Below are 25,456 nucleotides of genomic sequence, written 5' to 3'. Positions count from 1 at the left end.
TAATTTAAATCTTAATCTGTCGATGGAATAGCTCGGATAACGAAATAAAAGTTTCAGTTCTAGAAACCCCGCTAATTTCTTGAATGGTATTGAGTACTTTCATCAAGTGGTCGTTGCTTTTGCAAAGTACTTTTAGAAATACGTTCCAATTGCCTGTAGTGTAGTGGCATTCCAAAACTTCAGGAACGCGTTGCAGTAATTTTATAATCATAGGGGCATCGGCAGCCTTATCAAAATATACGCCTACGAAGCCCATCGTGTCAAAGCCTAAAACTTCTGGGTTTACTTCAAATTTTGAGCCTGCAATTAGCCCAGATTTTTCCAATTTACGAAGACGCTGGTGAATGGCCGCACCAGAAATGCCTACGTTTCTAGCAATTTCCAAAATAGGTGTTCTGGCGTCATCCATTAGAGTTCTAAGGATTTTCTTGTCGATGCCGTCAATGGTGGTTAGTTGGTCTTTTTTCTTCATTTAGCTTATGGATTAAAAGGCAAAAGTAATCATTTGATTTCAATTAGGAATAAAAATAAGCTCTATGCTTAATGCGATACGAAACCAAACTTCAAAAATATCTAGTCATTTAATGGGTTATAGCCAAGGTAAGGCAATTCTTTCTCTCTGAATGAAATCCCAAAGGTTTTCAATTCGTTCAAAATAGGGTTGTAAATCTCTTTGGTAATTGGGATTTGTACACCAGGGGTAGTGATATTGCCGTTCAGAATGGCCAATACTGCCATTGCCACAGGGAGCCCTACAGTTTTTGCCATGGCCGTATAAGTTTGGTCTTCTCCAATAACAACCATATTGGCATCTATTTGGCGTTTTTTTCCGTTAAGTTCGTAGCCGAACTTGTGGTACATCACAATCATATCCTTATCGTCCTGATGTAAGGTCCAACTGTCCATCAATATCTTTTGAAGGATTTGTGCCGGGGTAGCATTTTTAAGCCCCACTTTTTTATCCGGATTGAAAATATCCAGTTCCACCAGTTTGTCCCAAACAATATCGTCCTGGTCTATTTTTAGTTCGTGCCTCAATTTTAGTTCCACGGAATCTTTATGGCTGTAATGCAAAAATGCATTGGTAAAATCTCGGTAGCTCATATTCTCACTATCTTCAATAGTATAGCTGTCATCGGTCATCCCCAACATTACAAAAATATGCCAAGCCCGACTAAAGCCTACCCGGCGCATTGTGCCGCGGTAAAGTGTCTTAGTGTCGCCAAGTCCATAGACATTTTGATATTTTAAGGAATCCCGGTTGGCATAGGCTTCAAATCTGCCATAACCTTCAATGTCTAAAAATTCGGTTCGCCTAAATAGGCGTTGGTAGGGAATGTATTTATAAGCGCCTTCTTGTATAAATTTCGCAGTGCCCCCTTGCCCAGCCGTAACCACGTTTCTAGGATTCCATGTGAATTTATAGTTCCATAAATTGTTATCGCTTTCGGGAGCTATCAAACCCCCAGTGAAGGATTCAAATAAAATGATACTGCCCCCTTTTGAGCGAATATCATTCAAAACCTGCATGGCGCTCATATGATCTATGCCAGGATCAACACCTATTTCATTCATTAAAATGATGTTTTTTGCAACTGCTTCGTTATGTAGGGCATGTATTTCCTGACTTACGTAGGAGGCCGTCACCATATGTTTTTTAAAGGTGATGCAATCTTTGGCGATGGTGATGTGAAATCGTGCAGGTAGCATCGATACAACGATGTCGCAGGCTTTAATCAGTTTTTCACGCTCATCGGCATTAAATATGTCGAGCGAAACAACATTAGTATTGGGATGTTTGCCTATAAGGGATTTTGCCCTTTTAATATCTACATCTGCCACAGTGATATGTAACTGCTCGGTTTTTGATTTATCCAAAAGATATTTCAAAAGATACGGGGAGGACTTTCCAAAACCGATGATTAAAATCTTTCGCATATTGTTTTTTGTTAACTAGATTTGTTGATGTAAATTAAGAAATTAAATGGATAGAAAAATATTAGTTATAGCATCCATCCTTGGTTTGCTTTCCGTTGTTTTGGGTGCTTTTGGGGCTCATGGTTTGAAATCCCTGATTTCTGACGAGGCCATTCAAACTTTTGAAACAGGCGTGCGCTATCAAATGTATCATGCTTTATTGCTTTTATTCGTTGGTGGTTCAAAAAAAGTGGCGTCAAAATTCAAAACTGCTATTTTTTATTTAGTTTTAGCTGGAATTGTATTTTTTTCGGGTTCAATTTATGGTCTGGCAACAAACTCACTTTCGGCTTTCGATTTTAAAACAATAGCATTCATTACACCAATAGGAGGTTTATTACTGATCATGGCTTGGGTGTTAATATTTGTTAATTTCATAAAATATAGACCCTAAAAATAAGAATATTATAATTTCAGTATAAATAATTATCATATTTTTGCGCAATAATTATTTTCACTGAAATATTTTGGCGAACTTAAATTTTGTTATGAAACGAATTTCTTTAGCGAATTATGGCATTAAAAATGCAAAGGTCAACTATCAATTATCGCCCGATGAGCTACATCGGATAACGATTGAAAAAGGGCAGGGGGTTGAAGCGTCATCAGGAGCCTTGGCGGTGAAAACGGGTGAATTTACTGGTCGCTCCCCAAAGGATAGATTCATCGTTAAGGATGCTGTTACTAAAGATAAAGTTTGGTGGGGAGATATCAATATTCCGTTTAGTCCGGAAAAGTTTGATAAGCTTTATGAGAAAGTGGTAGATTACCTTTCGGAAAAAGAAGTTTTTGTACGCGATTGTTATGCTTGTGCGGACACCAATTATAAATTGAACATCCGAGTCATTAATGAATATCCCTGGAGTAATCAGTTTGCCTATAATATGTTTTTGCGTCCTTCAGAAGAAGAATTGGAAAATTTTGAGGAAGAATGGACCGTAGTGAATGCCCCAGGATTTAAAGCCGATGCGGCCGTGGATGGTACTAGGCAACATAATTTCGCCATTCTAAATTTCACAAAAAAAATTGCCTTGATTGGAGGTACGGGTTATACGGGTGAAATTAAGAAAGGTATTTTTTCGGCCTTAAATTTTATTCTTCCTGTTGACAAAAACACCATGCCGATGCACTGTAGTGCCAATGTTGGCCCCGATGGGGATACGGCTGTTTTCTTTGGGCTGTCGGGTACTGGAAAAACAACGCTTTCTACTGATCCCCATAGGAGCCTTATAGGAGATGATGAGCATGGCTGGACCAATGAAGATGTAATCTTCAATTTTGAAGGAGGTTGCTACGCAAAAGTCATTAACCTATCTGCGGAACAGGAACCTGAAATTTATAATGCCATTAAAAAAGGTGCCATTCTGGAAAATGTGATTTTAGATGAAAAGGGAAATGTCGATTTTGAAGACACCTCAATTACTCAAAACACAAGAGTAAGCTACCCGATTCATCATATTGAAAATATCAAAGAACCTTCCTTGGGTAAAAACCCTAAAAATATTTTCTTTTTAACGGCGGATGCTTTCGGAGTGATACCTCCAATTTCAAAATTAACACCAAGTCAGGCGGCCTATCATTTTATTTCGGGCTATACTGCAAAAGTAGCAGGGACCGAAGCTGGAGTAAAAGAGCCTGTGCCTTCGTTTTCGGCCTGTTTCGGCGCGCCTTTTATGCCCCTGCATCCAGCAAAGTATGCCGAAATGTTAAGCAAAAAAATGATTGAGGCCGGAGTGAATGTATGGCTTGTAAATACTGGTTGGACAGGAGGTCCTTACGGTGTTGGAAAGCGAATGGAATTGAAATACACCCGAGCCATGATAAAGGCGGTATTGGATGGGAAATTAGGATTATACAATTACGACGATTACCATATCCACTCCGTGTTTGGTGTGGCACAACCGCGAACTTGTCCGGGAGTACCAACTAGCGTACTGAGTCCAAGGCAGACTTGGAATGACGACGAAGCGTATTACACTATGGCTTTTAAATTGACGAACGCCTTTCGTCACAACTTTAAAAAGTTTGAAGAACACTGCTCGGAGGAAATTAGAAGAGGAGGTCCTCAGCGATATGGGTTTTAACCATGCTAGCTAATTTTTATAAGTTTTAGCAACACCATAGTTATGGTGCTTTTTTCATATTCGGGTTTTCTTACCAGCACCTAGAATCATGGTGTTAGGGATATATCACCAAGTTAGCGACAAGGGAAAGACGGTCGGACAAATTGCATACTTCACAGAAAAAAACCGGATTTTTCCGTTTTATGAAATCTATTTTCAATCTTGTGGTAACACGTGTATAGATGCCCTGGTGTAGGGGAATATTATCCATTTACAAACGACTACAAATGTTTACAAACGAATTTAAACGTGTAATAACCGAATAAACTTTTGATGCTGTTTCATATTTGCAGTGTTGAATCAATGAAGGTTCAATGGTATTAACTGTTAAACAATAAAATTTAAAATTATGAACGCACTTAGAAACAAAGTACAGTTGATTGGAAGATTAGGACAAGATCCAGAAATTATTAACTTTTCCAATGGTAACAAATTGGCTAAATTTTCAATTGCCACGGATGATAGTTACAAGGACAAAAATGGCAACAAAGTTGAGCGCTCCTACTGGCACAATGTTGTTGTTAAAGGTGGATTGGTAAACGTAGTAGAAAACTACATTTCTAAAGGAAAAGAAATTGCCATTGAAGGCAAGCTAACCAATAGAAGTTATGAAAACTCAGCTGGCGAAAAACGCTATGTAACCGAAGTAATTTGCAACGAATTATTGATGCTGAGCAAGTAAAATCTTTTTTTGCCCAAAACGAAAAGGTGCTTTGAGGGAAGCACCTTTTTTTGTTTTGTAGAATTTCTAACTGCCCTATTTCTAGTATTTACCACAGATATCTTAGTGCGATTTTATTATTTTCAACATGTAGCACTTTGTATGTTGAAGCTCCAATTTCTATCAAAGTACTTCCTTCATCAATATCCAATTTTTTCTTGAATTCTGACGCCTTTATTCCATCAAAAGTCCAACGAAAGCGCCCTTCAATTTTGGGTTCGCTAGCAGTTGTTCTTGTTAGAAGAATATTCCGATTTTTGAGAACTCCGTTTTCCCAACCCGAAACATCCCAGACTCCTAAGAAACTATTTGCCAAAGAATCAGCAACGATTTCGCGTTTTCGTTTTAATTCGATGAATTTGTCTTCAAAAATTTTATGCTCTAAACTGTCATAATCTATTCCTTTCCAATCACAATTTCCAACAATTTTTATTTCTTCCCCGTTCGTTTTAATATTGTAGTAGTCAATTGAAGAAGAATTGAACAAACATGTGTCTTTAATTGTTCTTGCCCTATTAACAAACTCAGTGATTAATCTTAAGTCCGACTTCACAATTTCAATTGTCCAAGTCGAGTCCATCCCAGAGCCATAATAATAGTGCGGACTTTTTTTTATTGCTCTTATATTTCCACCTCTTTTAAGAATATCCATTGAGTGAAATACAATTCTTTCATCTCCTGTCCAAAACTGAATTTCAATATCGGAAAAGGCGTCCAATTCAGCTTTGCTAATTTTATCAGAATTACATGAATTAAGAACTAGAAGAAAAATTATCAAAAAACTTCTCATTTCTCTCAAAATATCACAAAGGGTAAACTTAACCTATTACCACCTCAATATTATCACTATTAAAATAGCCTCCCTTATTTTCCTTCCGATCCAAGGACTGCTGAATAATTAAGTGGGCAACGTTAATCATATTCCGCAGTTCGCACAATGAGGTGGTGACTTTGGATTCGCGGTACAGGTCCTCGACTTCATTATAAATCACATCCAAACGCCTTATGGCTCGTTTTAGCCTGGCATTATTTCTAACAATACCTACATAATCGCGCATCAGCGCCTGCAATTCATGCAAATTATGTTCAATCAGCACATGTTCTTTGGGTATAACGGTGCCTTCCTCATTCCAAAGGGGAATGTCCACATTTATGAGTTCTAATTCCCTTTTTGAATGATACCTGTAAATATTATGGGCGTAGACCAAGGCCTCCAATAGGGAGTTTGAAGCCAACCTGTTGGCACCATGCAATCCCGTGCGAGTGCATTCACCGCAGGCAAATAAATTTTCAATAGTTGTCTTTCCCTTTTTGTTTACCTTAATCCCGCCACACAAATAATGGGAGGCCGGTACAACAGGGATCCAGTCTTTTTCAATATTGATATGGCGCTCCAAACATTTGTCGTAAATATTTGGGAAGTGCGATTTAAACTTGTCGATATCCAAATGGGTACAGTCCAAAAATACGTGTGGATCTCCCGACTTCTTCAATTCATTATCAATACTTTGGGATACAATATCCCGAGAAGCCAACTCTGCCCGGTCGTCATAGTCTGGCATAAACCGATAGCCTTTTTTATTCCGAAGATATGCCCCAAATCCACGCACCGCTTCAGAAATCAAAAATGAAGACCCGCCTTCGGTATCGTACATTGCGGTGGGGTGGAACTGCACAAATTCCATATCCTTGATACGTGCTTTGGCACGATAGGCCATGGCAATACCATCACCTGTTGCAATTGTTGGATTCGTGGTATGCCCGTAAACCTTGCCGATACCACCCGTTGCCAAAAGCGTACTATCAGCCTTCACTGTAAAAATATATCCCGTTTTTTGATTGAGCACATAGGCACCATAACAGGTTTCTGGTTTTGCTTCAGAATCTTTAATGTGGTGATCCGTTATCAAATCAATCGCAAAATGATATGGCAATAATTCGATATTCGGCAATTGATGCACGCGTGTCAACAATGCCCGTTCAATTTCATAACCTGTAATATCTTTGTGATGGATGATGCGATATTCGGAATGGCCACCCTCTTTTCCCAAGCTGAATTCACCATCAGGGTCCGTGTCAAAATTTGCGCCCCACAACAACAGTTCCTTTAGGCGCTGTGGACCTTCCTTTACCACCATCTCAACCACTTCTTCCTTGCAAAGTCCATCGCCCGCAACTAGGGTGTCCTTTATGTGTTTTTTGAAGGAATCTTGATCTTTGTCCAAGACAATGGCCACACCACCTTGGGCGTATTTGGTATTGGATTCGTCCTCACTGTCCTTGGTAACGATGACCACATTTCTATCTGGAAACTCCTCTGCAATTTTCACCGCAAAGGTCAGTCCGGCAATACCGGAACCAATAACCAGATAGTTAGTTGTAATCATAATTTATTTTGAAAGCTCCAACATGCGCTCAATAGGCAACAGGGCACGTTCAATTATGTTCGGATCTACCTCAATTTGTGGCGACTCGTTCAATAGGCAGTCGTGTAATTTTTGAAGGGTGTTCATTTTCATAAAATGGCACTCGCTACAGGCGCAGGTGTTATCTTCCTTGGCAGGAGCTGGAACCAACTCCGTATTGGGCATTTCCTGTTGCATCTTGTGCAAAATCCCCGCTTCGGTAGCTACGATAAACTTTTGGTCTTGATGCTCCTTCACATAATTAATCATTCCCGAAGTGGAACCAATGTAAGTTGCGGTATCCAAAATATGCGTTTCCGATTCCGGGTGCGCAATGATTTTATAGTCAGGATATTTTTGATGGAGCTTAATTAATTTATCCATGGAAAAGGCTTCATGAACAATACAGCTACCATCCCATAACAACATATCCCTTCCTGTTTCATTGATTATGTATCTGCCTAAATTTTTATCTGGTGCAAATATTATCGGAGTATCTTTTGGAATGGAGTTTACAATTTTAAGTGCGTTGGAAGACGTACACACGATATCGCTCAATGCCTTTATTTCCGCCGAGCAATTTACATAAGTAATCACCACATGATCGGGATGTGCCTTTGTAAATTTCTCAAAAGCTTCCGGCGGACAGGAATCGGCCAACGAACACCCGGCATTCAAGTCGGGCAAAACTACAGTTTTTGAAGGATTTAGAATTTTAGCCGTTTCGGCCATAAAATGCACTCCCGCAAATACGATGATATCAGCATCGGTTTCGGCCGCTTTTTGGGATAATCCCAAACTATCTCCTACATAATCCGCTATATCCTGAATTTCGCCCACTTGATAATAGTGCGCTAAAATCACGGCATTTTTCTCTTTTCTAAGGCGGTTTATTTCTTTAACTAAATCCATTTTAATCTATGACAATAATTGTAAAATATTAAATAGCTGGTATTCAACATTACTAAAGTTACAAATATCTTAATTAAAAACTTTAGTAAAATACGAATTCCTTAAAAAAAAGCACTGAATATAAAACCGTTAGATTTTTTATGAAATCATTACATTTTTGTTAATCAATGGCTTTGCTGATTAATAAAATAGGAAAGTGTTTATTTTGAAAACGTCTTGGCTTATGCCTTAATTGGCAGATTTTGAATGTCTTTTTGAATTCGATTTAAAACCATTTCACATTCTTTAAGCTCATTTAGCACCGTGGTTTTAATATCTTCAAAATGATCTTTTGCAGTACCAAACATATTTTGGTAATACGCAATCCCTGCCTTCATGTTGGACACAAATGTTTTGAAGTATTTCTCTTCTTTTCTATTCATGGCTGTTTTGGCTTCTTCAAATCTTTTTGTCAGATAGTTTATGTAAATATGGAGTTCTTTAATGAAGAAATTAGGCCTATCATCTCGAGACACCATGTTGGTTCTTCCATAGATATGATCTGTCATATTTTGAAGGCTCATTACTTTTGAATAATACGCCATATTTGGCCCCGGGCAAACTGAAACCCCTTCGCCTTCTACTTTGGTGTCCAAATTATACTTTAGCAAAGCGGCCGTTCCTAGGCCTACGCAGGTACACGATTTTTCAATAATTTTATTGTACTCCTTTTGATAGTTTTCTGCGTCTAATCCTTGTTCATCAAGTGCCTTGATTTTTAAATATTGATACTCCCTGGATGCCGTGCAAATACCAGATTCTTTAAACTCTTTATTAAGTGCAACAAACTTTTTAGGGCAGGAGCTTCCGGGCCTGTTTTTATCGATAAGTCTTTGTTTTTCAATATCTTTTGTATTGCCTTTTAAGTTGTTGAAAGGCACGCCCAAAGGTGAAATATCGCTTAAATACAAATCTTCTTCTTTGGCTTTGGTCAATTTATCCAAAGTCTTTTTATCAACAGTAGTGGCCTCTGGTACCAACAAAAATGGGCTGCCCCAACCCACGGAATCCAAATTATAATGTTCCAGCAAAAATGTGTGTTCCTCTTCCGTGCCTACGCCTCCCTGAGCAGTTATTTCAATGGATAATGCATGTTTTGGGACTACTTTGTTTTGATTTTCAAGTTCTTGATTTAACACACTTTGTATGGACTCCCGAAGTTCATCTCGTTTTTCTTTAAATTCCGCCAAAACCGGACCTAACAAGTATCCATCTGTAGCAAAAGCATGACCCCCGCAATTTAACCCAGATTCAATTCTGTATTCTGACACCCAAAGTCCTTTTTTAGCTAAAAATTTTCCTTGAATAAGTGCCGATCGATAATCGCTTACTTTTAAAATGACGCGCTTTTTAAAATCGCCATTTTCATCTGGAAAAAAATCATCAAACTGCCCCATGTAACTATACAGCCTTGGATTCATTCCTGCTGAAAGCACCACCGAAGAATTCAATTTACTATTGGCAAAACCTCGCAAAGCGGCATGGGCATCGTTATATTCCGAAGGCAACTTTTCCTTATTTTTATAATTATCCTTATCCACCTTGGTCATGATATTAACATCAATTGCGCCCATGACCAAATTGTTGGAAGCCCAAGTTTTAATCTCTGAAAAATTAAATCCTTTTGAAGTCAATTTTTTAAATTCTGATTTTAGTTTTGAATTATCGGGCAACATGTGGATGTAAGCTAAAAGCTCATCACCTTTTTTTGCGGTCATATCTTTTAATGACTCAAACTTTTTTTCTGCTAAATCACTAATTAAATCTAAATATGAGGTGATTCGTTTTGCCCTAAAATCATCTATTTTGTCCGTGATTTCTTGATAGGGCATTTCAAACTTTTTGCAATACATTTTCCTTAGTTTCTCCAGCAAAATATCGTCAACTAATGAAATTACAGAGTCCATGCCGTATTGGGCCACTTTTAGCGGTGTGTCGATAGTGAAGCCAATTCCCATCACGGGGATATGGAAAGAATGTGCTTTTTTCATGTTTTTTTGTTTTTATTGCAACCAAGCCGTTCTTGTCTGGCAAGATTACTAAAGGCACAAACCTATGTGCTCTCCATAAAATGGATCGGCAAAGGTAATGAGGGAATATCTATCATTATATGACATATATCATACAAGGCAATAATAGTTGACTGCCATTGTTTAGCTTGAATAAAAATGAAAACATAAGGATTAACGCCTATTTTTTTAATTATTATTAACTTAAACTCACTATCAATTTAATTTCTGCAAAACTCCTGCAAAGCTGTGATATTCGTTCTTCGTTTAGTATTTTTATGGCTTATTTTCTAAAACTGAATTATGTCTGTAGAACCAAAGTTAATTCGATTTAACCATAACGTACTTTCAAAATATAATATTTACAATAGCATATTCACCACCTTACCATTTGATGCAGTAAAAAAAGCAGGGGTTTTGTTGCCTTTGTTTCATGAAACCTGTGAAAAGGGCTTTAAAAATGGAGATGATCCCACGACTATTGTTGAAACTTTTTTCAAAAAATATCAGGCGAGACGAAATAAGCAGAGTCAAATCAATTTGATATTTCGTTTTATTCAATATATCGAGCGCCAGGTGGTACTTTTTGATGCTATTGAAGACGCCTCCTTTTCAACGGTAAACAATATGGACGGTGTCGGTACTATGAGAAACTTAAAAGGTTCGGCCCAATCTGAAGGTAAAATGGAAGAACTGAAGACCTTTTTGGAAGAATTTAAGGTGCGTATTGTTTTAACAGCGCACCCAACCCAATTCTATCCGGGTTCTGTTTTAGGGATTATTACCGCGCTTTCCAAGGCTATTAAGGAGAATGACCTCCAAACGATAAATAACCTTTTTGGGCAATTGGGTAAAACACCATTTTTCAAACACAAAAAACCAACTCCTTATGATGAAGCTAAAAGTTTAATGTGGTACTTGGAAAATGTGTTTTATAAAACCTTTGGTGACATTTATAACTACATTCAGGATAATATTTATGCCGACGACAAGAAGCACAACGATATTATAAACATTGGTTTTTGGCCAGGTGGGGATAGGGATGGCAACCCATTTGTGAAGCCGAAAACGACGATGAAGGTGGCCAAAAAACTCAAAAAGACCATTTTAAAGAAATACTACGAGGATCTGAGGGATTTGAGAAAAAAGCTAACGTTCCGTGGGGTGGAGGATCGTATTATCCGGTTGGAAACCATTATGTATGAATATAGCATCAATTTAAAGTACGAAGATGCTATTAGCGAAAAAGAATTGAGGCACGAACTACTTGAAATACAAAATATTATTATCAATGAACACCAGTCACTCTATGTGAATGAAATTAATCAACTGATTAACCGTGTGCATCTATTTGGATATCGCTTTGCCTCTTTGGATATTAGACAGGACAGCCGTATTCACCATGCAGTTTTTACAACTGTTATTGATCATTTGATTGCCACGGGCAGTTCTTCTTTTCCGGATAATTATCATGATTTATCGGAAGCCGAACAGATTGAAATTCTATCTAAAGCCACGGATGACATTGAAGACTTGGAAGCTTTCGATGACGAAATGGTACGCAACACGTTAAAAACTATAGCCATTATAAAAGACATCCAAAAAAGTAATGGCGAACGAGGAGCGAATCGATATATCATTAGTAACAATCAGACAGCATTAAATGTGATGCAATTGTTTGCTATGCTTAGAATTGTTGCATTTAAAGATGATTTAACTGTTGATGTTGCGCCTTTGTTTGAGACCATTCCAGATTTGGAAAATGCGCCAGGGGTAATGGAACAATTATACCAAAACCCTGAGTATATGGCTCATTTGAGAGCTCGGGGCAGCAAGCAACATATTATGTTAGGATTCTCGGATGGAACGAAAGATGGAGGCTACTTAATGGCTAACTGGGGAATTTACAAAGCCAAAGAGTTATTGACTGCCATGTCTAGAAAATACGATATTACTGCTATTTTCTTTGATGGACGTGGAGGGCCGCCAGCACGTGGCGGTGGAAAGACACATAATTTTTATTCGTCTTTGGGCCCAACCATTGAAGATAAGGAAGTACAGATTACGATTCAAGGACAAACAGTAAGTTCCAATTTTGGCACAAATGATTCCGCCCAATATAACCTGGAACAACTCGTGAGTTCTGGTATTAAGAACAGAATTGATGGGGAACGCAACCGTATGTCCCTAGAAGACAGGGCGGTAATGGATGATTTGGCCGAAGTAAGTTATCAAACGTATAAAGATTTCAAGAGCCACCCTATGTTCGTCCCATATCTGGAGCGCATGAGTACGTTGAAGTATTATGCTAAAACTAACATTGGTAGTCGACCATCAAAACGTGGTAAATCGGATAAACTGGTATTCTCGGATTTAAGGGCCATTCCTTTTGTGGGCTCTTGGAGTCAATTGAAACAGAATGTACCCGGGTTTTATGGTGTTGGCACCGCTTTGAAAAAATATGAAGACGCAGGAGAGTTTGAAAAGGTGGAGCACTTGTACAACAACTCGAAATTCTTTAAAACTTTGATCGAAAATAGTATGATGTCCTTAACTAAATCCTTCTTCGATTTGACCAAATACATGGCAAAGGATGAGGAGTTTGGCGAGTTCTGGACCATTATTTATAATGAATATTTGGAAACCAATCGCTTGCTCCTAAAACTTACCGGATATTCTGAATTGATGGAAAATGAACCTGCCGGAAAAGCTTCTATAGAAGTAAGGGAGTCCATTGTTTTGCCATTGCTTACTATTCAGCAATATGCCCTTAAAAAGGTACAGGATTTTGAGAAAGCCGGAGTGTCAAAAGATGATCCTGAAAAGTTATTGTTTGAAAAAATCGTGACGCGCTCTCTGTTTGGAAATATTAATGCCAGTAGAAACTCGGCGTAGGGCATAAACAATTGAAATTAAAAATGACCTCAATTTACTTTAGTAGATTGGGGTTTTTAATTTTAAGAAATGAAACTGATACTTTTCGATATCGATGGCACCCTGATAGACTCAACAAAAAATTGATGATTTCTGTTTTAAATCAACATTTAAAAAGCTTCACCATATTGACTTATCAAATGCTGATTGGAGCGATTTTAAGCATGTAACAGATCTAGGGCTTACCAAAGAAATTTTTGAAAAGTACCTCAACAAGCAGCCCAGTTATTCAGAAATTGACGCCATCAAATCTGAGTTCATCAAACAAATCAGCTCAAACACAAAAGAAATCACGCAGATAAAAGGTGCATTTGAATTCCTAGAACTGGTTGATTCTCACAATGATTTGGCAATTGCCATAGCAACAGGCGGATGGAAAGAAACTGCAATTTTAAAATGCAAGGCTATCGGAATAGATTTAGGCATGTACATTGTGGGCTCTTCAAATGACCATTATAACCGAAGCAGAATCATTCAGATTTCGATGGATAAAGCGCTAAAAGAATATCGTCAAAACTTTTTTGATTCCGTTGTTTATTTCGGCGATGGTATTTGGGACTTTGAAGCTACCGGAAAACTTGGGATAAATTTTATTGGAGTGGACTCCAAAAACGATGGCAGGCTTAAGAATGCAGGGTGCAAAACTGTAATAAGAGACTTTTCAAATCCTGTCAATATTTTAAACCTTATCCAATAAAAAATGCCCCGCAAAAATCGCAGGGCATTTACTAACTAACTTTGAATTATGATAATCTATTAATGCTCATTCAAGCGGAAGTCAGGATAAGCATCCATTCCGTGTTCGTGGGCATCAAGTCCTTCTAATTCCTCTCTTTCTGAAACTCTAATTCCTACAGTTGATTTCAAAACAAATATGATGATAAATGAAGACACCAAACAGATTCCAGCATAACATAAAACACCGATTAATTGGGTAACAAAACTATGCTCTGGGTTGGTGGAAAATATTCCAACTGCCAATGTACCCCAGATACCACAAATTAAGTGTACTGCGATGGCTCCAACTGGATCATCTAATTTTAATGAATCTATAAAGGCTACTGCAAATACGATTAGTGCCCCAGCAATCGCTCCAATAATAATGGCACTTGTGGGAGTCATTACGTCAGCCCCGGCTGTAATACCAACTAATCCGCCAAGGATACCGTTTAAGAACATTGTTAAATCTAAATTCTTATACATAACAGTGGATACTAACATGGCTACCACGCCACCAGCCGCTGCAGCTAAACAGGTGGTTACTAAAGTTAATGAAGTTAATTCGGGATCAGCAGATAGCACAGAACCACCATTAAAGCCAAACCATCCTAACCAAAGGATTAATACTCCTGCAGTGGCCAATGGAATGTTATGCCCTGGAAGTGCCTGTGGCTTACCATCCTTAAATTTCCCGATACGGGAGCCAAGCAACCAAACGGCTACCAAAGCAGCCCATCCACCAACGGAATGTACTAAAGTGGAACCAGCAAAATCATAGAACCCCATTTCATCCAAAAATCCGCCACCCCATTTCCATGAGCCGGCAATTGGATAAACGAATCCTACATATACGATAGTGAAAATCATAAACGGAACAATCTTCATACGCTCGGCAACAGCCCCGGAAACAATTGTTGCTGCAGTAGCGGCAAACATCCCTTGAAATAGGAAGTCCGTCCAATAAGTATAGCCCTCATTGTAGGCCAAATCCAATGCTCCGTCAACTAATGGTGATTCCAAACCGATACCAGCAAAACCGACAAATCCGTTAAAGTCACCCGGATACATCAAGTTAAAACCTACTAAGCAATATAACAATAGGCCAACGGTGATGATAAAAATATTTTTAAATAAAATGTTAATGGTGTTTTTTTGTCTGGTTAATCCAATTTCCAAAAAGGCGAACCCAAGGTGCATAAAGAAAACCAGTGCCGTACAGATCATCATCCATACGTTATTTGTTGTTAATAATTCCATAATATCTTAAATTATCTATAAATGTTTTTGTTTGATTTTATTTGAGAGTGCTCCCGCCTTTTTCTCCCGTTCTAATTCTGTAGCATTCGGTAACGTCGGAAACGAATATTTTACCATCACCTACTTCACCTGTAGCTGCGGAGTCTAAAAGGGCTTTAATAGTTGCCTCCTCAAAATCGTCGTTTACAACAATGGATAGGAACCTGCGCTGAATATCACTTGTGCTGTAAGATACACCACGATATACGTGTCCTTCCTTTTCGTTACCCAGACCGGTAACGTCCCAATAGGAGAAAAAGTTTACGCCAACACTATGCAAAGCTTCTTTCACTGCACTGTACTTGGACTTTCTAATAATTGCTTCAATTTTTTTCATTATGTCTTAAATTTTATCAGTTAGGCTTCAAAAGTAAATAAAATTCGGAAAGCACTTAGTTCGTCAAATTAAAGGATGCCTCAGAAATCCGAGGCATCCAAAAATCAAACTAAACTTTATTGATATTATGATATCCGATAAAATTTACTTTTAGAGATCTTTATATCAGAATTATTGTTTTGTCTATTCTTCAATTTCTCTTTGTCTCTTACCTGGGTAAGCTAAAGCACCATGCTCTGACAAGTCTAATCCTTCTATTTCTACTTTTTCAGAAACTCTCAATCCAAGAGTCTTTTTAAGAATGAAGAAGAATATAAATGCAGTAACTAATGCCCAAATAGCGTAGGCCAATGTACCGATCAACTGAGTAACAAACTGATCAGCACCACCACCATTGAATAATCCAATACCAGCACCGCCGTCAACTCCCCAAAGACCGATTACCAAAGTACCCCAAGCACCGGCAACACCGTGTACTGATGCGGCACCAACGGCATCGTCAATTTTTAATTTTTGCTCAATCAATTCCATTGAGAATACCACAATGATACCACCAATGAAACCAGCCATAATTGCACCAGCTTCAGTCATATTACCACAACCAGCCGTAATACTTACTAAACCAGCCAAGGCACCGTTAAGGGTCATATCAATATTTGGCTTTTTATATTTGATCCATGATAGGAAAAGGGCTCCTAGCGCACCAGCAGATGCGGCTAAGTTTGTAACTAAAACAACCATAGAAGCTCCAGTAGCATCATCGCCACCCCAAGCTAATTGGGAACCACCGTTAAATCCAAACCATCCGAACCAAAGGATGAATACACCTAGTGCGGCCAATAATTTGTTATGACCTGGTATGTTAACGGCTTTTCCGTCAATATATTTACCAAGCCTAGGGCCTACTAAAGCAGCGCCAACAAGGGCAGCCCATCCACCAACAGCATGTACAATTGAAGATCCAGCAAAATCGATGAAGCCCATTTGAGCCAACCATCCATCACCGTTCCATTGCCATCCACCTGCTATTGGGTAGATAAAAGCGGTCATAACTAATGAGAAAATAATATAGGTTGTATATTTGGTTCTACCGGCAACAGCACCAGAAACGATAGTGGCTGCAGTAGCACAGAATACGGTTTGGAAGAACAAATCAGCAGGAGAGGAATCTTCACCTCCGTACCACATAAATCCATCCCAGCCTATCCAGCCATTAGTGCTTCCGTACATTAAAGAATATCCAATGAACCAGAATACCAAGGAACCAACGGCGATGTCCAATACGTTTTTCATCGCGATGTTCACCACGTTTTTAGAACGCGTCATACCAGACTCAACCAATGTAAATCCGGCTTGCATAAGGAATACCAGGATACCAGAAATTAGCATCCACAACATTCCCATGTCGCCTTCAACTGCGGCGGTGTCTTGCATTATAAGGGGCACGTTTAATAATGACATAATTATTGTTTTTAATGGTTAGTAATTAAGGAGAATAAAGCGAGTTCCTTTTTCATAAAGAACTCGCTAAATTCTTTACTCTTGAGATTTTCTCAGTGTATTATTTAGAAAGTAAATATTGAGGCAATTGTAAACGCCGCAAGATTATCTGATGCTGCACCATCATTGTCAATATATGGCATGTCATCGCTCCAAGAATCTAATCTAATCTCAGGCTTTAGGATAAAGTTTCCAACTTCGTAACTTCCAGTTAAAGTAAGAGCAATAACGCTTTCCTCTGCAGGATTAGCATCTCCGTGCATTGCAAAATACTCACCTCTTAAACCTAGAGAAAAGCTGTCACATGTCGCTACCTGAGGATATAAAGCTGCTCCGTAGAATCCTGAACCATCATTATCGTTATAAGCGGCATTGATTCCTAAGAAGAAAGCATCTGATAAATCGAAACCACCAGTATAGTCGATTTCGAAACCTAAACCTCCATTGTTACCACTGTCGTAGTAAAGGTTTAAGTATTGACCGTAAAGGCCTAATTGAGCCCCAAGTGCATACTCGCCAGTCATAGAAATGTTGTTGGTGTCCCAAGGGTTAGTAACAGCCAACATTAAGCTAATATCATCAGATAAAGCAAAATCAGCCTTTAAACCTATGTGAGAGAAAGGACCGTTTGAAAACAAATAAGAACAACTGTAGTTAAAGTTTGCAGAAGGCGCAATAACTTCATACCCTAAAAAGGTATTAAATCTACCTAATGTTAATGTAGTACTTTCAGAAACATTATAGTAAACATAAGCTTGGTTAACGATACCATCAACGATATCAGTGTTAAATGTAGCACCAGCACCTCTCGGTCCAGTAACTAAGTCAAGAACAACACCAGCCTTCTCACCATCGTAAGACGCAATAATGTTCCCCATACCGATAGCAAAACCGGATTGATCGGCGAAAGCTGTTCCAAACGATACGCCTTCGTTATCCGGAGCTGTAAGGTATGTTTGCCAATAAGCATCTACACTACCTGTAATGGATAGCTTCGGATCCTGCGCAAATAATGCTGCTGTGCAAAAAAGCATTGTAAGGGTAAATAATAATTTTTTCATAATCTTTAAATTTTGGTTATTAATTTTTAAAATTTATTTCCTTAAGACGGGGCTAAACTATTTAAAAAAGAGTTTACCCCCCAAAAAAAAGGGGGTATTCAGCCAACTTTTATGATTTTTTAAATTTTACCCCTATTTTTTTAGGGGTATTTAGTTTTTAACAAGATTTTATGAAATATCAATAACCCATTTATTTGAAGTATTATTAGTGTTTGTCCGTTTTTCATGACATTTTTTCAAGAAAATCAACATTTGTTAATTTTAATTCAGGTTTCTCTATAATTGACTAAAAATTATCGATTGAATATTTAATAATATATTTCATAATTATTGATAGAAACCTATTTTTCGCTTAGGTTCAATCAAAAAATCGAAATAATGAAATCCCCGTTATTGTAAATCAAAAACTAGGGTGTATCTTAGCGTTTCCAACCAAAATCATTTAATTAATTTTCTGTTGATTATGTTGAAAGAACAAGGACTGTATTCCCCCGAATTCGAACATGAAAACTGTGGAGCTGGTTTTATCTGTAACCTTAAAGGCGAAAAGACAAACCAAATTATTCATGATGCTTTAGAAATTCTGGTGAAATTGGAACACCGCGGCGGTGTAAGTGCGGATGGAAGAACGGGCGATGGCGCGGGTCTATTAATAGATATCCCTCATGATTATTTTAAGCGTGTTTGCAAATTCGATATCCCTGCCCAAAGGGAATATGCCGTTGGGATGGTGTTTTTGCCAAAAAATAAAAACCAATACGTTTATTGTAAGGACACTTTTGAAAGAGAAGTTGAAGCACAGGGCCTTGCTATTCTAGGATGGCGTGAGGTTCCAGTGGATTCCACGCAGCTGGGGCAAATTGCATTGGCCTCAGAGCCTGCGATCGAACAGATTTTTATTGGCAAAACAGAAGCTATCGATGAAGCTACGTTTAAGGCTAAGCTTTATGCCGCACGTAAAATTACCGAGCACGCCATTATTGAGTCAAAAATATCGCAGAGTTCCTATTTTTATGTGCCAAGTTTATCCACAACAACCTTGATATATAAGGGTATTATTATGCCCGAGGATATCGGACCATATTATACTGATTTACAGCAAAAGGATTTGGTTACCCGATTGGCTTTAGTGCACCAGCGTTTCTCAACCAACACCATGCCTACATGGGAATTAGCTCAGCCATTCCGCTTTATGTGTCAGAATGGTGAAATTAATACGTTAAGAGGTAATGTCAGCCGTATGCGAGTTCGAGAAGAAATCATGCGCAGTGACGTTTTTGGACCGCAAATTGAAAAGCTGTTTCCCATTATCCTTCCGGGGAAATCGGATTCCGCCTCCATGGATATGGTAGTGGAGCTCCTAACGCATACCGACCGTTCCCTTCCTGAAATCATGATGATGATGATTCCTGAAGCTTGGGAGAAACACGCTACCATGAGCGATGACAAAAAGGCCTTCTACGAATACAATTGCTGTATTATGGAGCCTTGGGATGGCCCAGCATCTGTACCTTTTACCGATGGGGATTATATTGGAGCGCTTCTGGATAGAAATGGTTTAAGGCCATCAAGGTATTCCGTGACCAAAAGTGGCAAATTGATCATGGCTTCCGAAGTTGGTGTGGTAGACATCGACCCAGAAGATATTGAGATGCATGGCCGATTGGAACCAGGAAAAATGTTCTTGGTAGATATGAACGAAGGACGCATCATTGACGATGAAGAAATCAAGTCAGAAATTGTATCACAGCGCCCATACAAAACATGGTTGGACAAGACTCGTTTGCACCTAAGGGATGTGCCGTACACCAGCGAAACATGCCCTATTGAGACGATTGATATTAAAACAAGGCAACGCCTGTTTAACTATACATTCGAAGATATTCAGGAGGTTATAACACCGATGGCGCAAAAGGGAAAAGAAGCCCTCGGATCTATGGGAATTGACACGCCATTGGCCGTGTTATCGGATAGACCTCAATTGATTTCAAACTACTTTAAGCAACTCTTTGCTCAGGTTACCAATCCACCTTTGGATGGTATTCGCGAAGAGATTGTAACAGATATTAGTTTGAATCTTGGGAAGGACCGCAATATTTTTAGCATCACCGAAAGGCAATGTAGAAAATTACGAATCCAAAACCCTGTGATTTCAAACGCGGATTTGGAGAAAATCAGAACCATTCAAATCGAAAGCTTTAAAGCGGAGACCATTCAAATGTTGTATCCCAAAGCTCAAGGGATGAATGGCTTGGAAGATGCTCTGGACGACATTATTGTTCAGATTGAAAAGGCATTGGACCGCAAGACAAACATCATTATCCTTTCGGATAGAGGCGTAAATAAAGAGTTTGCTCCAATTCCAGCATTGTTGACATGTTCGTATGTCAATCATCAGATGAACCGTTTGCGTAAGCGTTCCTATTTTGATATTATTATCGAATCTGCCGAACCTCGTGAGCCACATCATTTTGCAACTCTATTTGGTTATGGTGCGAGTGCCATCAACCCTTACATGGTGAACGAAATCATCAGAATGCAGGTGAAAGAAGGCTTTATTTCTGATTTGAACGAGGATCAAGCAGTTGAAAACTTCAACAAAGCTATCGGGAAAGGCATCCTGAAGATTATGAACAAAATTGGAATCTCAACATTGCATTCATATAGAGGTTCGCAAATTTTTGAGATTGTTGGTTTTAATTCGCAATTTGTTGAAAAATATTTCCCCTATACCACATCAAGAATTGAGGGTATTGGGCTTTACGAAATAGAAAAAGAAATTAACGAGCGCTACAAGCTAGCTTATCCAGATAAGTTAATCGATAAGAGGTTAGGCTTGAATATTGGTGGGGATTACCGTTGGAGACGTAATGGCGAACGGCACATGTTTAACCCTACCACAGTTGCTAAATTACAACAAGCTGTTAGGTTGAGCGACCAACAGAGTTACGATACTTATTCTAAAGCCATAAACGAGCAATCTGAAAACTTAATGACCATTCGTGGATTGTTTGAATTTGACAATTTAGATCCTATCCCAATTGATGAGGTTGAGCCGTGGACGGAAATTGTAAAACGCTTCAAAACGGGAGCGATGTCTTACGGATCCATTTCGCGTGAAGCACATGAAAATTTGGCCATTGCCATGAACCGAATCGGTGGCAAATCTAATTCTGGCGAAGGTGGCGAAGATAGAAATCGTTTCCATCCGGACGTCAATGGAGACAGTAGAAACTCAGCTATTAAGCAGGTGGCTTCTGGCCGTTTTGGGGTAACGTCACACTATTTGACTAATGCTAGGGAGATCCAAATTAAAATGGCACAAGGTGCAAAGCCTGGTGAGGGCGGACAATTACCTGGAGAAAAGGTATTGCCATGGATTGCTGCGGCGCGAAATTCAACACCTTTTGTAGGATTGATTTCACCACCACCGCATCACGATATTTATTCCATTGAGGATTTGGCACAATTGATTTTCGATTTAAAAAATGCCAACCGCGACGCCAGAATTAATGTGAAGCTAGTGTCGGAAGTTGGTGTTGGAACTATTGCTGCTGGTGTTGCAAAGGCAAAGGCCGATGTTGTTCTGATTTCAGGATACGATGGTGGCACTGGAGCTTCTCCTTTAACGTCACTAAAGCATGCCGGTTTACCTTGGGAGCTAGGACTTTCAGAAGCCCAGCAAACCTTGGTATTGAACAACCTAAGAAGTAGAATTGTTGTAGAATGTGACGGACAGTTGAAAACTGGCCGTGATGTGGCCGTAGCGGCATTGCTCGGAGCTGAGGAATTCGGTTTCGCAACGGCGCCACTTGTTGCATCCGGATGTATTATGATGCGCAAATGTCATTTAAATACGTGCCCTGTTGGGGTTGCCACCCAAGATAAAGAGTTGCGCAAAAACTTCAAGGGTACGCCGGAACACGTCATCAACTTCTTCTTCTATATTGCTGAGGAACTGAGAGGCATAATGGCGCAGTTAGGGTTTAGAACCATGGCCGAGATGATTGGACAAACCCATAAAATAAACGCAAACAAAGCCATTAAGCATTACAAAGCAAAAGGGCTGGATTTATCTAGTATTTTGCATAGACCCGCCGCTTATAGTGAATTAGTGGTGAGAAATACGGAAGAGCAAGATCACAATCTCGATGAGGTACTTGACTTTACAATATTAAAGGATTCGCATCGCGCCATGTATCGTAAAGAAAAAATGACCTTGCAATACCCAATCAGTAATGTTAACCGTACCGTTGGCGCCATAGTAAGTAACGAAATTTCAAAAATATACGGCCATTTAGGCTTGCCTGAAGATACTTTGAACATCAACTTTAGAGGTTCTGCTGGGCAAAGTTTCGGTGCATTCGGAGCATTTGGACTGACCTTCACTTTGGAAGGTAATACCAACGATTACCTTGGAAAAGGGCTTTCGGGTGCGAAACTTATTGTAAAGAAACCTGCCAACGCTACTTTTCAAGCGAATGAAAACATTATAGTTGGCAATGTATGTTTGTTTGGTGCGGTAAATGGTCAAGCTTACATAAATGGTATCGCGGGAGAACGTTTCGCAGTTCGAAATTCTGGAGCTACAGCTGTTGTTGAAGGTGTTGGCGACCATTGCTGTGAATACATGACAGGTGGGCGTATCATCGTGCTTGGTAAAACGGGACGAAACTTTGCCGCAGGAATGAGCGGTGGAATCGCATATGTGTATGACCCAAACAATAAATTTGTGAATGGTTTATGTAATACTGAAACCATCGAGTTTGAGGATATTACTAGCGAAGATGCCAATGAATTAAGAGGTTCGATAGAAAAGCACGCACTTTATACCAATAGTAGTATTGCAAAAGCACTGCTTGCAGATTGGGATACCAGTTTGGGCAATTTTGTAAAAGTGATGCCAATTGAATACAAACGTGCATTGAAGCGTTTAGAGACTGAAGAACCAATGGTAGAAGAATTAACAGCTTAGAGACATGGGGAAAGTAACAGGTTTTAAAGAATTTGACAGACAAGATGAAAAGTACACGTCTGTAGAAGATCGTGTAAAACATTATAAGGAATTTACAGTGCCTCTTTCAGAAGAGGAAATTACAAAACAAGGTTCGCGCTGCATGGACTGTGGCATTCCATTTTGCCATAGTGGTTGTCCGCTCGGAAATTTGATTCCTGATTTTAATCATATGGTGCATCAAGGTGAGTGGCAAAAGGCCTCCTGGATTTTGCATTCCACAAATAATTTTCCTGAATTTACAGGTAGATTATGTCCGGCGCCTTGTGAAAAATCATGTGTATTGGGCATTATTGAAGATCCTGTTTCCATCGAAAATATCGAAAAGCAGATTGTGGAACGTGCCTTTCAAGAGGGTTGGATTAAGCCTCAGCCTCCTAAAGCCAGATCAGGAAAAAGCATTGCAGTTGTTGGTTCAGGCCCTGCAGGATTGGCGGCCGCACAGCAACTAAATAGGGCAGGACACATGGTTACGGTTTTTGAGCGCGATGACGAAATAGGTGGTTTACTGCGCTACGGTATTCCTAATTTCAAAATGGAAAAGGAGATTATCGACCGTCGTTTGGCCATTTTGGAGGCAGAAGGTATTATTTTTAAAACCAATGTGAATGTTGGGGTTAATTATGATGTAAAAGAACTTAAGGCTTTTGACGCTGTAGTTCTTTGTGGTGGTGCTACCGAAAGACGTAGTTTGCCTACACCGGGTATTGATGCGGATGGCGTGGTTCAAGCAATGGATTTCTTAACACAACAGACCAAAGTTTTATTCGGCAAAAAGGTAGAGAATCAGATAATGGCCACGGATAAACACGTGATAGTTATAGGTGGTGGCGATACAGGTTCTGACTGTATTGGGACATCGAATCGACATGGCGCAAAATCAGTAGTTAATTTTGAAATTATGCCAAAGCCTCCCGGGCATCGCTCTCCAACAACGCCCTGGCCTTTCTGGCCGTTGCAATTGAAAACGTCTTCCTCACACCAAGAAGGGGTTGAACGTAACTGGTTGATCAATACCAAAGAATTTGTAACGGATAAAAACAATAAACTAACAGCCTTAAAAACTGTAAACGTTGAGTGGAAAATGGTACCCGGACAGCGTCCGCAATTAGTTGAAATTGAAGGTACTGAAAAAACATGGCCATGCGATTTAGCGTTGTTAGCACTTGGTTTTACAGGTCCTGAAAGCACCTTAGCAGATAAGTTAGGTATTGAAAAAGATACCCGCTCCAACTATAAAGCCGAATACGGAAAATATCAAACCAATATTCCAAACGTCTTTACCGCAGGCGATATGCGCAGAGGGCAATCCTTGATTGTTTGGGCCATTTCGGAAGGACGTGAAGCCGCAAGGCAAGTGGATCTTTATTTGATGGGCAAAACCGATTTGCCAACTAAGGATGAAGCGGGTGATTTGGTGAGTTTGCACTAAAAAACGTTATATTAAATGCGAACTTTTAAGTTCGCATTTTTTTGTATTCTGGTTAAGACTTTTTTTGTTCTTGCAAAAAGGAAAATTAAATTCAAAGAAGCCTTCTCAACTAACGAAGGCAAGGTTTTATTTATTTTTACTGGAAATAAAGCGAGGCTGAAGGCTTCATAGTTTATCCGAATACAAGCATTTCGCGCTTCAGCTATTGTCCACATTGTTATTGTAATTTCAGGAAACCTAAAGGGAGATGGAATAGAAGCCCTTAATTTGATCTAATGGTGTATGACAAAAATGGAAATCCTCACAATGCATGCAAAAACAAATTGAGAAGAGTACTTTTTGATGGCGAAAATTTTTTCAAAAATTGATAAACTACTATATTCGTCTCAATTAACAATAATCAAATCTGAATAATTATGAAAAAACTATTTTTAGGCATTACATTCGTTGTATATTCAATCTTTTCTATGGGAGCTCAAGGCTTTGTCCAGGGCACTAACGCCATTAATGTGGGCGTCGGTTTTGGTGGTGACTATGGATTTTATTCCTCGGCCACTGTAAGTCCCGTGTTCAGTGTAAGTTACGATAGAGGTATTTGGGAAATCCCCGGCCCTGGAGTTATTAGCCTTGGGGGATACGTAGGGCATAGAACCTTTAAGTATCGTTCCACAAGCGAATATAAATTGTCCCAAACGGCTATTGGAGTGCGACCTGCGTATCACTACAATGGGTTTGAAATTGATGAACTCGATCTTTATGCCGGTTTTTTAGTTGGGTATTATTTTTATTCTGATAGCAATGGGGGCAACTTCAGAAGCCCCAGCAACAGAGTAGATCATTCTGGATTTATAGGTGCACGATGGTTTTTTACCGAATTTATCGCTGCCTTTGTTGAAGCTGGTTACGGAATTTCCAATATCTCAGGTGGCGTTTGTTTCAAATTTTAGCTAAACAATAATTAATTCAAATTTTAACT

General features: G+C 39.1%; 18 protein-coding genes. 8 read left to right on the top strand and 10 right to left on the bottom strand.

Translation table 11 applies throughout. The features are described 5' to 3' along the window. Positions 1-4 precede the first annotated feature (4 nt). Together ACFSR8_RS08010 and ACFSR8_RS08005 are read right to left on the bottom strand one after the other, a co-directional pair. Positions 5-472 carry an Lrp/AsnC ligand binding domain-containing protein gene (locus ACFSR8_RS08010; protein WP_186557966.1) on the bottom strand — a complete coding sequence of 156 codons (468 nt, stop codon included), beginning with the start codon at positions 470-472 and terminating at the stop codon, positions 5-7. A gap of 101 nt (positions 473-573) precedes the next feature. Further along, positions 574-1,938: a saccharopine dehydrogenase family protein gene (locus tag ACFSR8_RS08005; RefSeq protein ID WP_380290820.1), complete on the bottom strand. Its 1,365-nt coding sequence runs from the start codon at positions 1,936-1,938 to the stop codon at positions 574-576. A 46-nt stretch (positions 1,939-1,984) separates the two neighbouring features. Between ACFSR8_RS08005 and ACFSR8_RS08000 the strand changes: the two genes are divergently transcribed. The 3 genes from ACFSR8_RS08000 to ACFSR8_RS07990 all read left to right on the top strand — a co-directional run bounded on the left by ACFSR8_RS08000 (position 1,985) and on the right by ACFSR8_RS07990 (position 4,782). Continuing rightward, entirely contained in the window at positions 1,985-2,371 is a 387-nt protein-coding gene (locus tag ACFSR8_RS08000) for a DUF423 domain-containing protein (protein WP_380290818.1), read from the top strand. A 94-nt stretch (positions 2,372-2,465) separates the two neighbouring features. Continuing rightward, positions 2,466-4,061 carry a phosphoenolpyruvate carboxykinase (ATP) gene (gene pckA / locus ACFSR8_RS07995; RefSeq protein WP_380290816.1) on the top strand — a complete coding sequence of 532 codons (1,596 nt, stop codon included), beginning with the start codon at positions 2,466-2,468 and terminating at the stop codon, positions 4,059-4,061. A 388-nt stretch (positions 4,062-4,449) separates the two neighbouring features. Next, positions 4,450-4,782 carry a single-stranded DNA-binding protein gene (locus tag ACFSR8_RS07990; RefSeq protein WP_186557970.1) on the top strand — a complete coding sequence of 111 codons (333 nt, stop codon included), beginning with the start codon at positions 4,450-4,452 and terminating at the stop codon, positions 4,780-4,782. Positions 4,783-4,870: 88 nt separating this feature from the next. On the opposite strand, the gene ACFSR8_RS07985 is transcribed toward ACFSR8_RS07990, so the two are convergent. From ACFSR8_RS07985 to ACFSR8_RS07970, 4 genes are all read right to left on the bottom strand, one after another. Next, on the bottom strand, positions 4,871-5,599 hold the full coding sequence (locus ACFSR8_RS07985; protein ID WP_380290814.1) for a hypothetical protein: 729 nt from the start codon (positions 5,597-5,599) through the stop codon (positions 4,871-4,873). A gap of 40 nt (positions 5,600-5,639) precedes the next feature. Then, positions 5,640-7,208: an L-aspartate oxidase gene (gene nadB, locus ACFSR8_RS07980; RefSeq protein ID WP_380290812.1), complete on the bottom strand. Its 1,569-nt coding sequence runs from the start codon at positions 7,206-7,208 to the stop codon at positions 5,640-5,642. Between the two features lie 3 nt (positions 7,209-7,211). Then, positions 7,212-8,138, bottom strand: coding sequence for a quinolinate synthase NadA (gene nadA, locus ACFSR8_RS07975; RefSeq protein ID WP_380290810.1), 927 nt, complete (start codon positions 8,136-8,138; stop codon positions 7,212-7,214). 221 nt (positions 8,139-8,359) lie between these two features. Further along, positions 8,360-10,168 carry a hypothetical protein gene (locus tag ACFSR8_RS07970; RefSeq protein WP_380290808.1) on the bottom strand — a complete coding sequence of 603 codons (1,809 nt, stop codon included), beginning with the start codon at positions 10,166-10,168 and terminating at the stop codon, positions 8,360-8,362. A 321-nt stretch (positions 10,169-10,489) separates the two neighbouring features. On the opposite strand from ACFSR8_RS07970, the gene ACFSR8_RS07965 reads away from it, so the two are divergent. Next, positions 10,490-13,081, top strand: a complete 2,592-nt coding sequence (locus ACFSR8_RS07965; protein ID WP_380290806.1) for a phosphoenolpyruvate carboxylase — start codon at positions 10,490-10,492, stop codon at positions 13,079-13,081. Between the two features lie 121 nt (positions 13,082-13,202). Continuing rightward, positions 13,203-13,817, top strand: a complete 615-nt coding sequence (locus ACFSR8_RS07960; RefSeq protein ID WP_380290875.1) for an HAD family hydrolase — start codon at positions 13,203-13,205, stop codon at positions 13,815-13,817. Positions 13,818-13,876: 59 nt separating this feature from the next. Here ACFSR8_RS07960 and ACFSR8_RS07955 read toward each other — a convergent pair whose 3' ends face one another. The 4 genes from ACFSR8_RS07955 to ACFSR8_RS07940 form a co-directional block, all read right to left on the bottom strand. Then, positions 13,877-15,097, bottom strand: coding sequence for an ammonium transporter (locus ACFSR8_RS07955; protein WP_380290804.1), 1,221 nt, complete (start codon positions 15,095-15,097; stop codon positions 13,877-13,879). A gap of 37 nt (positions 15,098-15,134) precedes the next feature. After that, a complete protein-coding gene (locus ACFSR8_RS07950; protein WP_186557977.1) occupies positions 15,135-15,473 on the bottom strand; it encodes a P-II family nitrogen regulator in 339 nt (112 codons plus the stop codon). A 183-nt stretch (positions 15,474-15,656) separates the two neighbouring features. Beyond that, positions 15,657-16,934, bottom strand: a complete 1,278-nt coding sequence (locus ACFSR8_RS07945; protein ID WP_380290802.1) for an ammonium transporter — start codon at positions 16,932-16,934, stop codon at positions 15,657-15,659. A 104-nt stretch (positions 16,935-17,038) separates the two neighbouring features. Further along, the gene (locus ACFSR8_RS07940) at positions 17,039-18,034 is read right to left on the bottom strand and encodes an outer membrane beta-barrel protein (RefSeq protein ID WP_380290800.1); all 996 of its coding nucleotides are present in this window, start codon (positions 18,032-18,034) and stop codon (positions 17,039-17,041) included. Positions 18,035-18,497: 463 nt separating this feature from the next. Between ACFSR8_RS07940 and gltB the strand changes: the two genes are divergently transcribed. The 3 genes from gltB to ACFSR8_RS07925 all read left to right on the top strand — a co-directional run bounded on the left by gltB (position 18,498) and on the right by ACFSR8_RS07925 (position 25,427). Then, positions 18,498-23,009, top strand: coding sequence for a glutamate synthase large subunit (gene gltB, locus ACFSR8_RS07935; RefSeq protein WP_380290798.1), 4,512 nt, complete (start codon positions 18,498-18,500; stop codon positions 23,007-23,009). A gap of 4 nt (positions 23,010-23,013) precedes the next feature. Further along, complete coding sequence (locus ACFSR8_RS07930) at positions 23,014-24,480, top strand: glutamate synthase subunit beta (protein WP_380290796.1); 1,467 nt, start codon at positions 23,014-23,016, stop codon at positions 24,478-24,480. 416 nt (positions 24,481-24,896) lie between these two features. After that, positions 24,897-25,427 (top strand): hypothetical protein, encoded by a 531-nt coding sequence (locus ACFSR8_RS07925; protein WP_380290794.1) that lies wholly within the window; start codon positions 24,897-24,899, stop codon positions 25,425-25,427. Positions 25,428-25,456 lie beyond the last annotated feature (29 nt).

The organism is Hyunsoonleella rubra (genome assembly GCF_042684665.1).
GTDB lineage: Bacteria > Bacteroidota > Bacteroidia > Flavobacteriales > Flavobacteriaceae > Jejuia > Jejuia rubra.
This window is presented reverse-complemented; position numbering and strand designations above follow the sequence as displayed.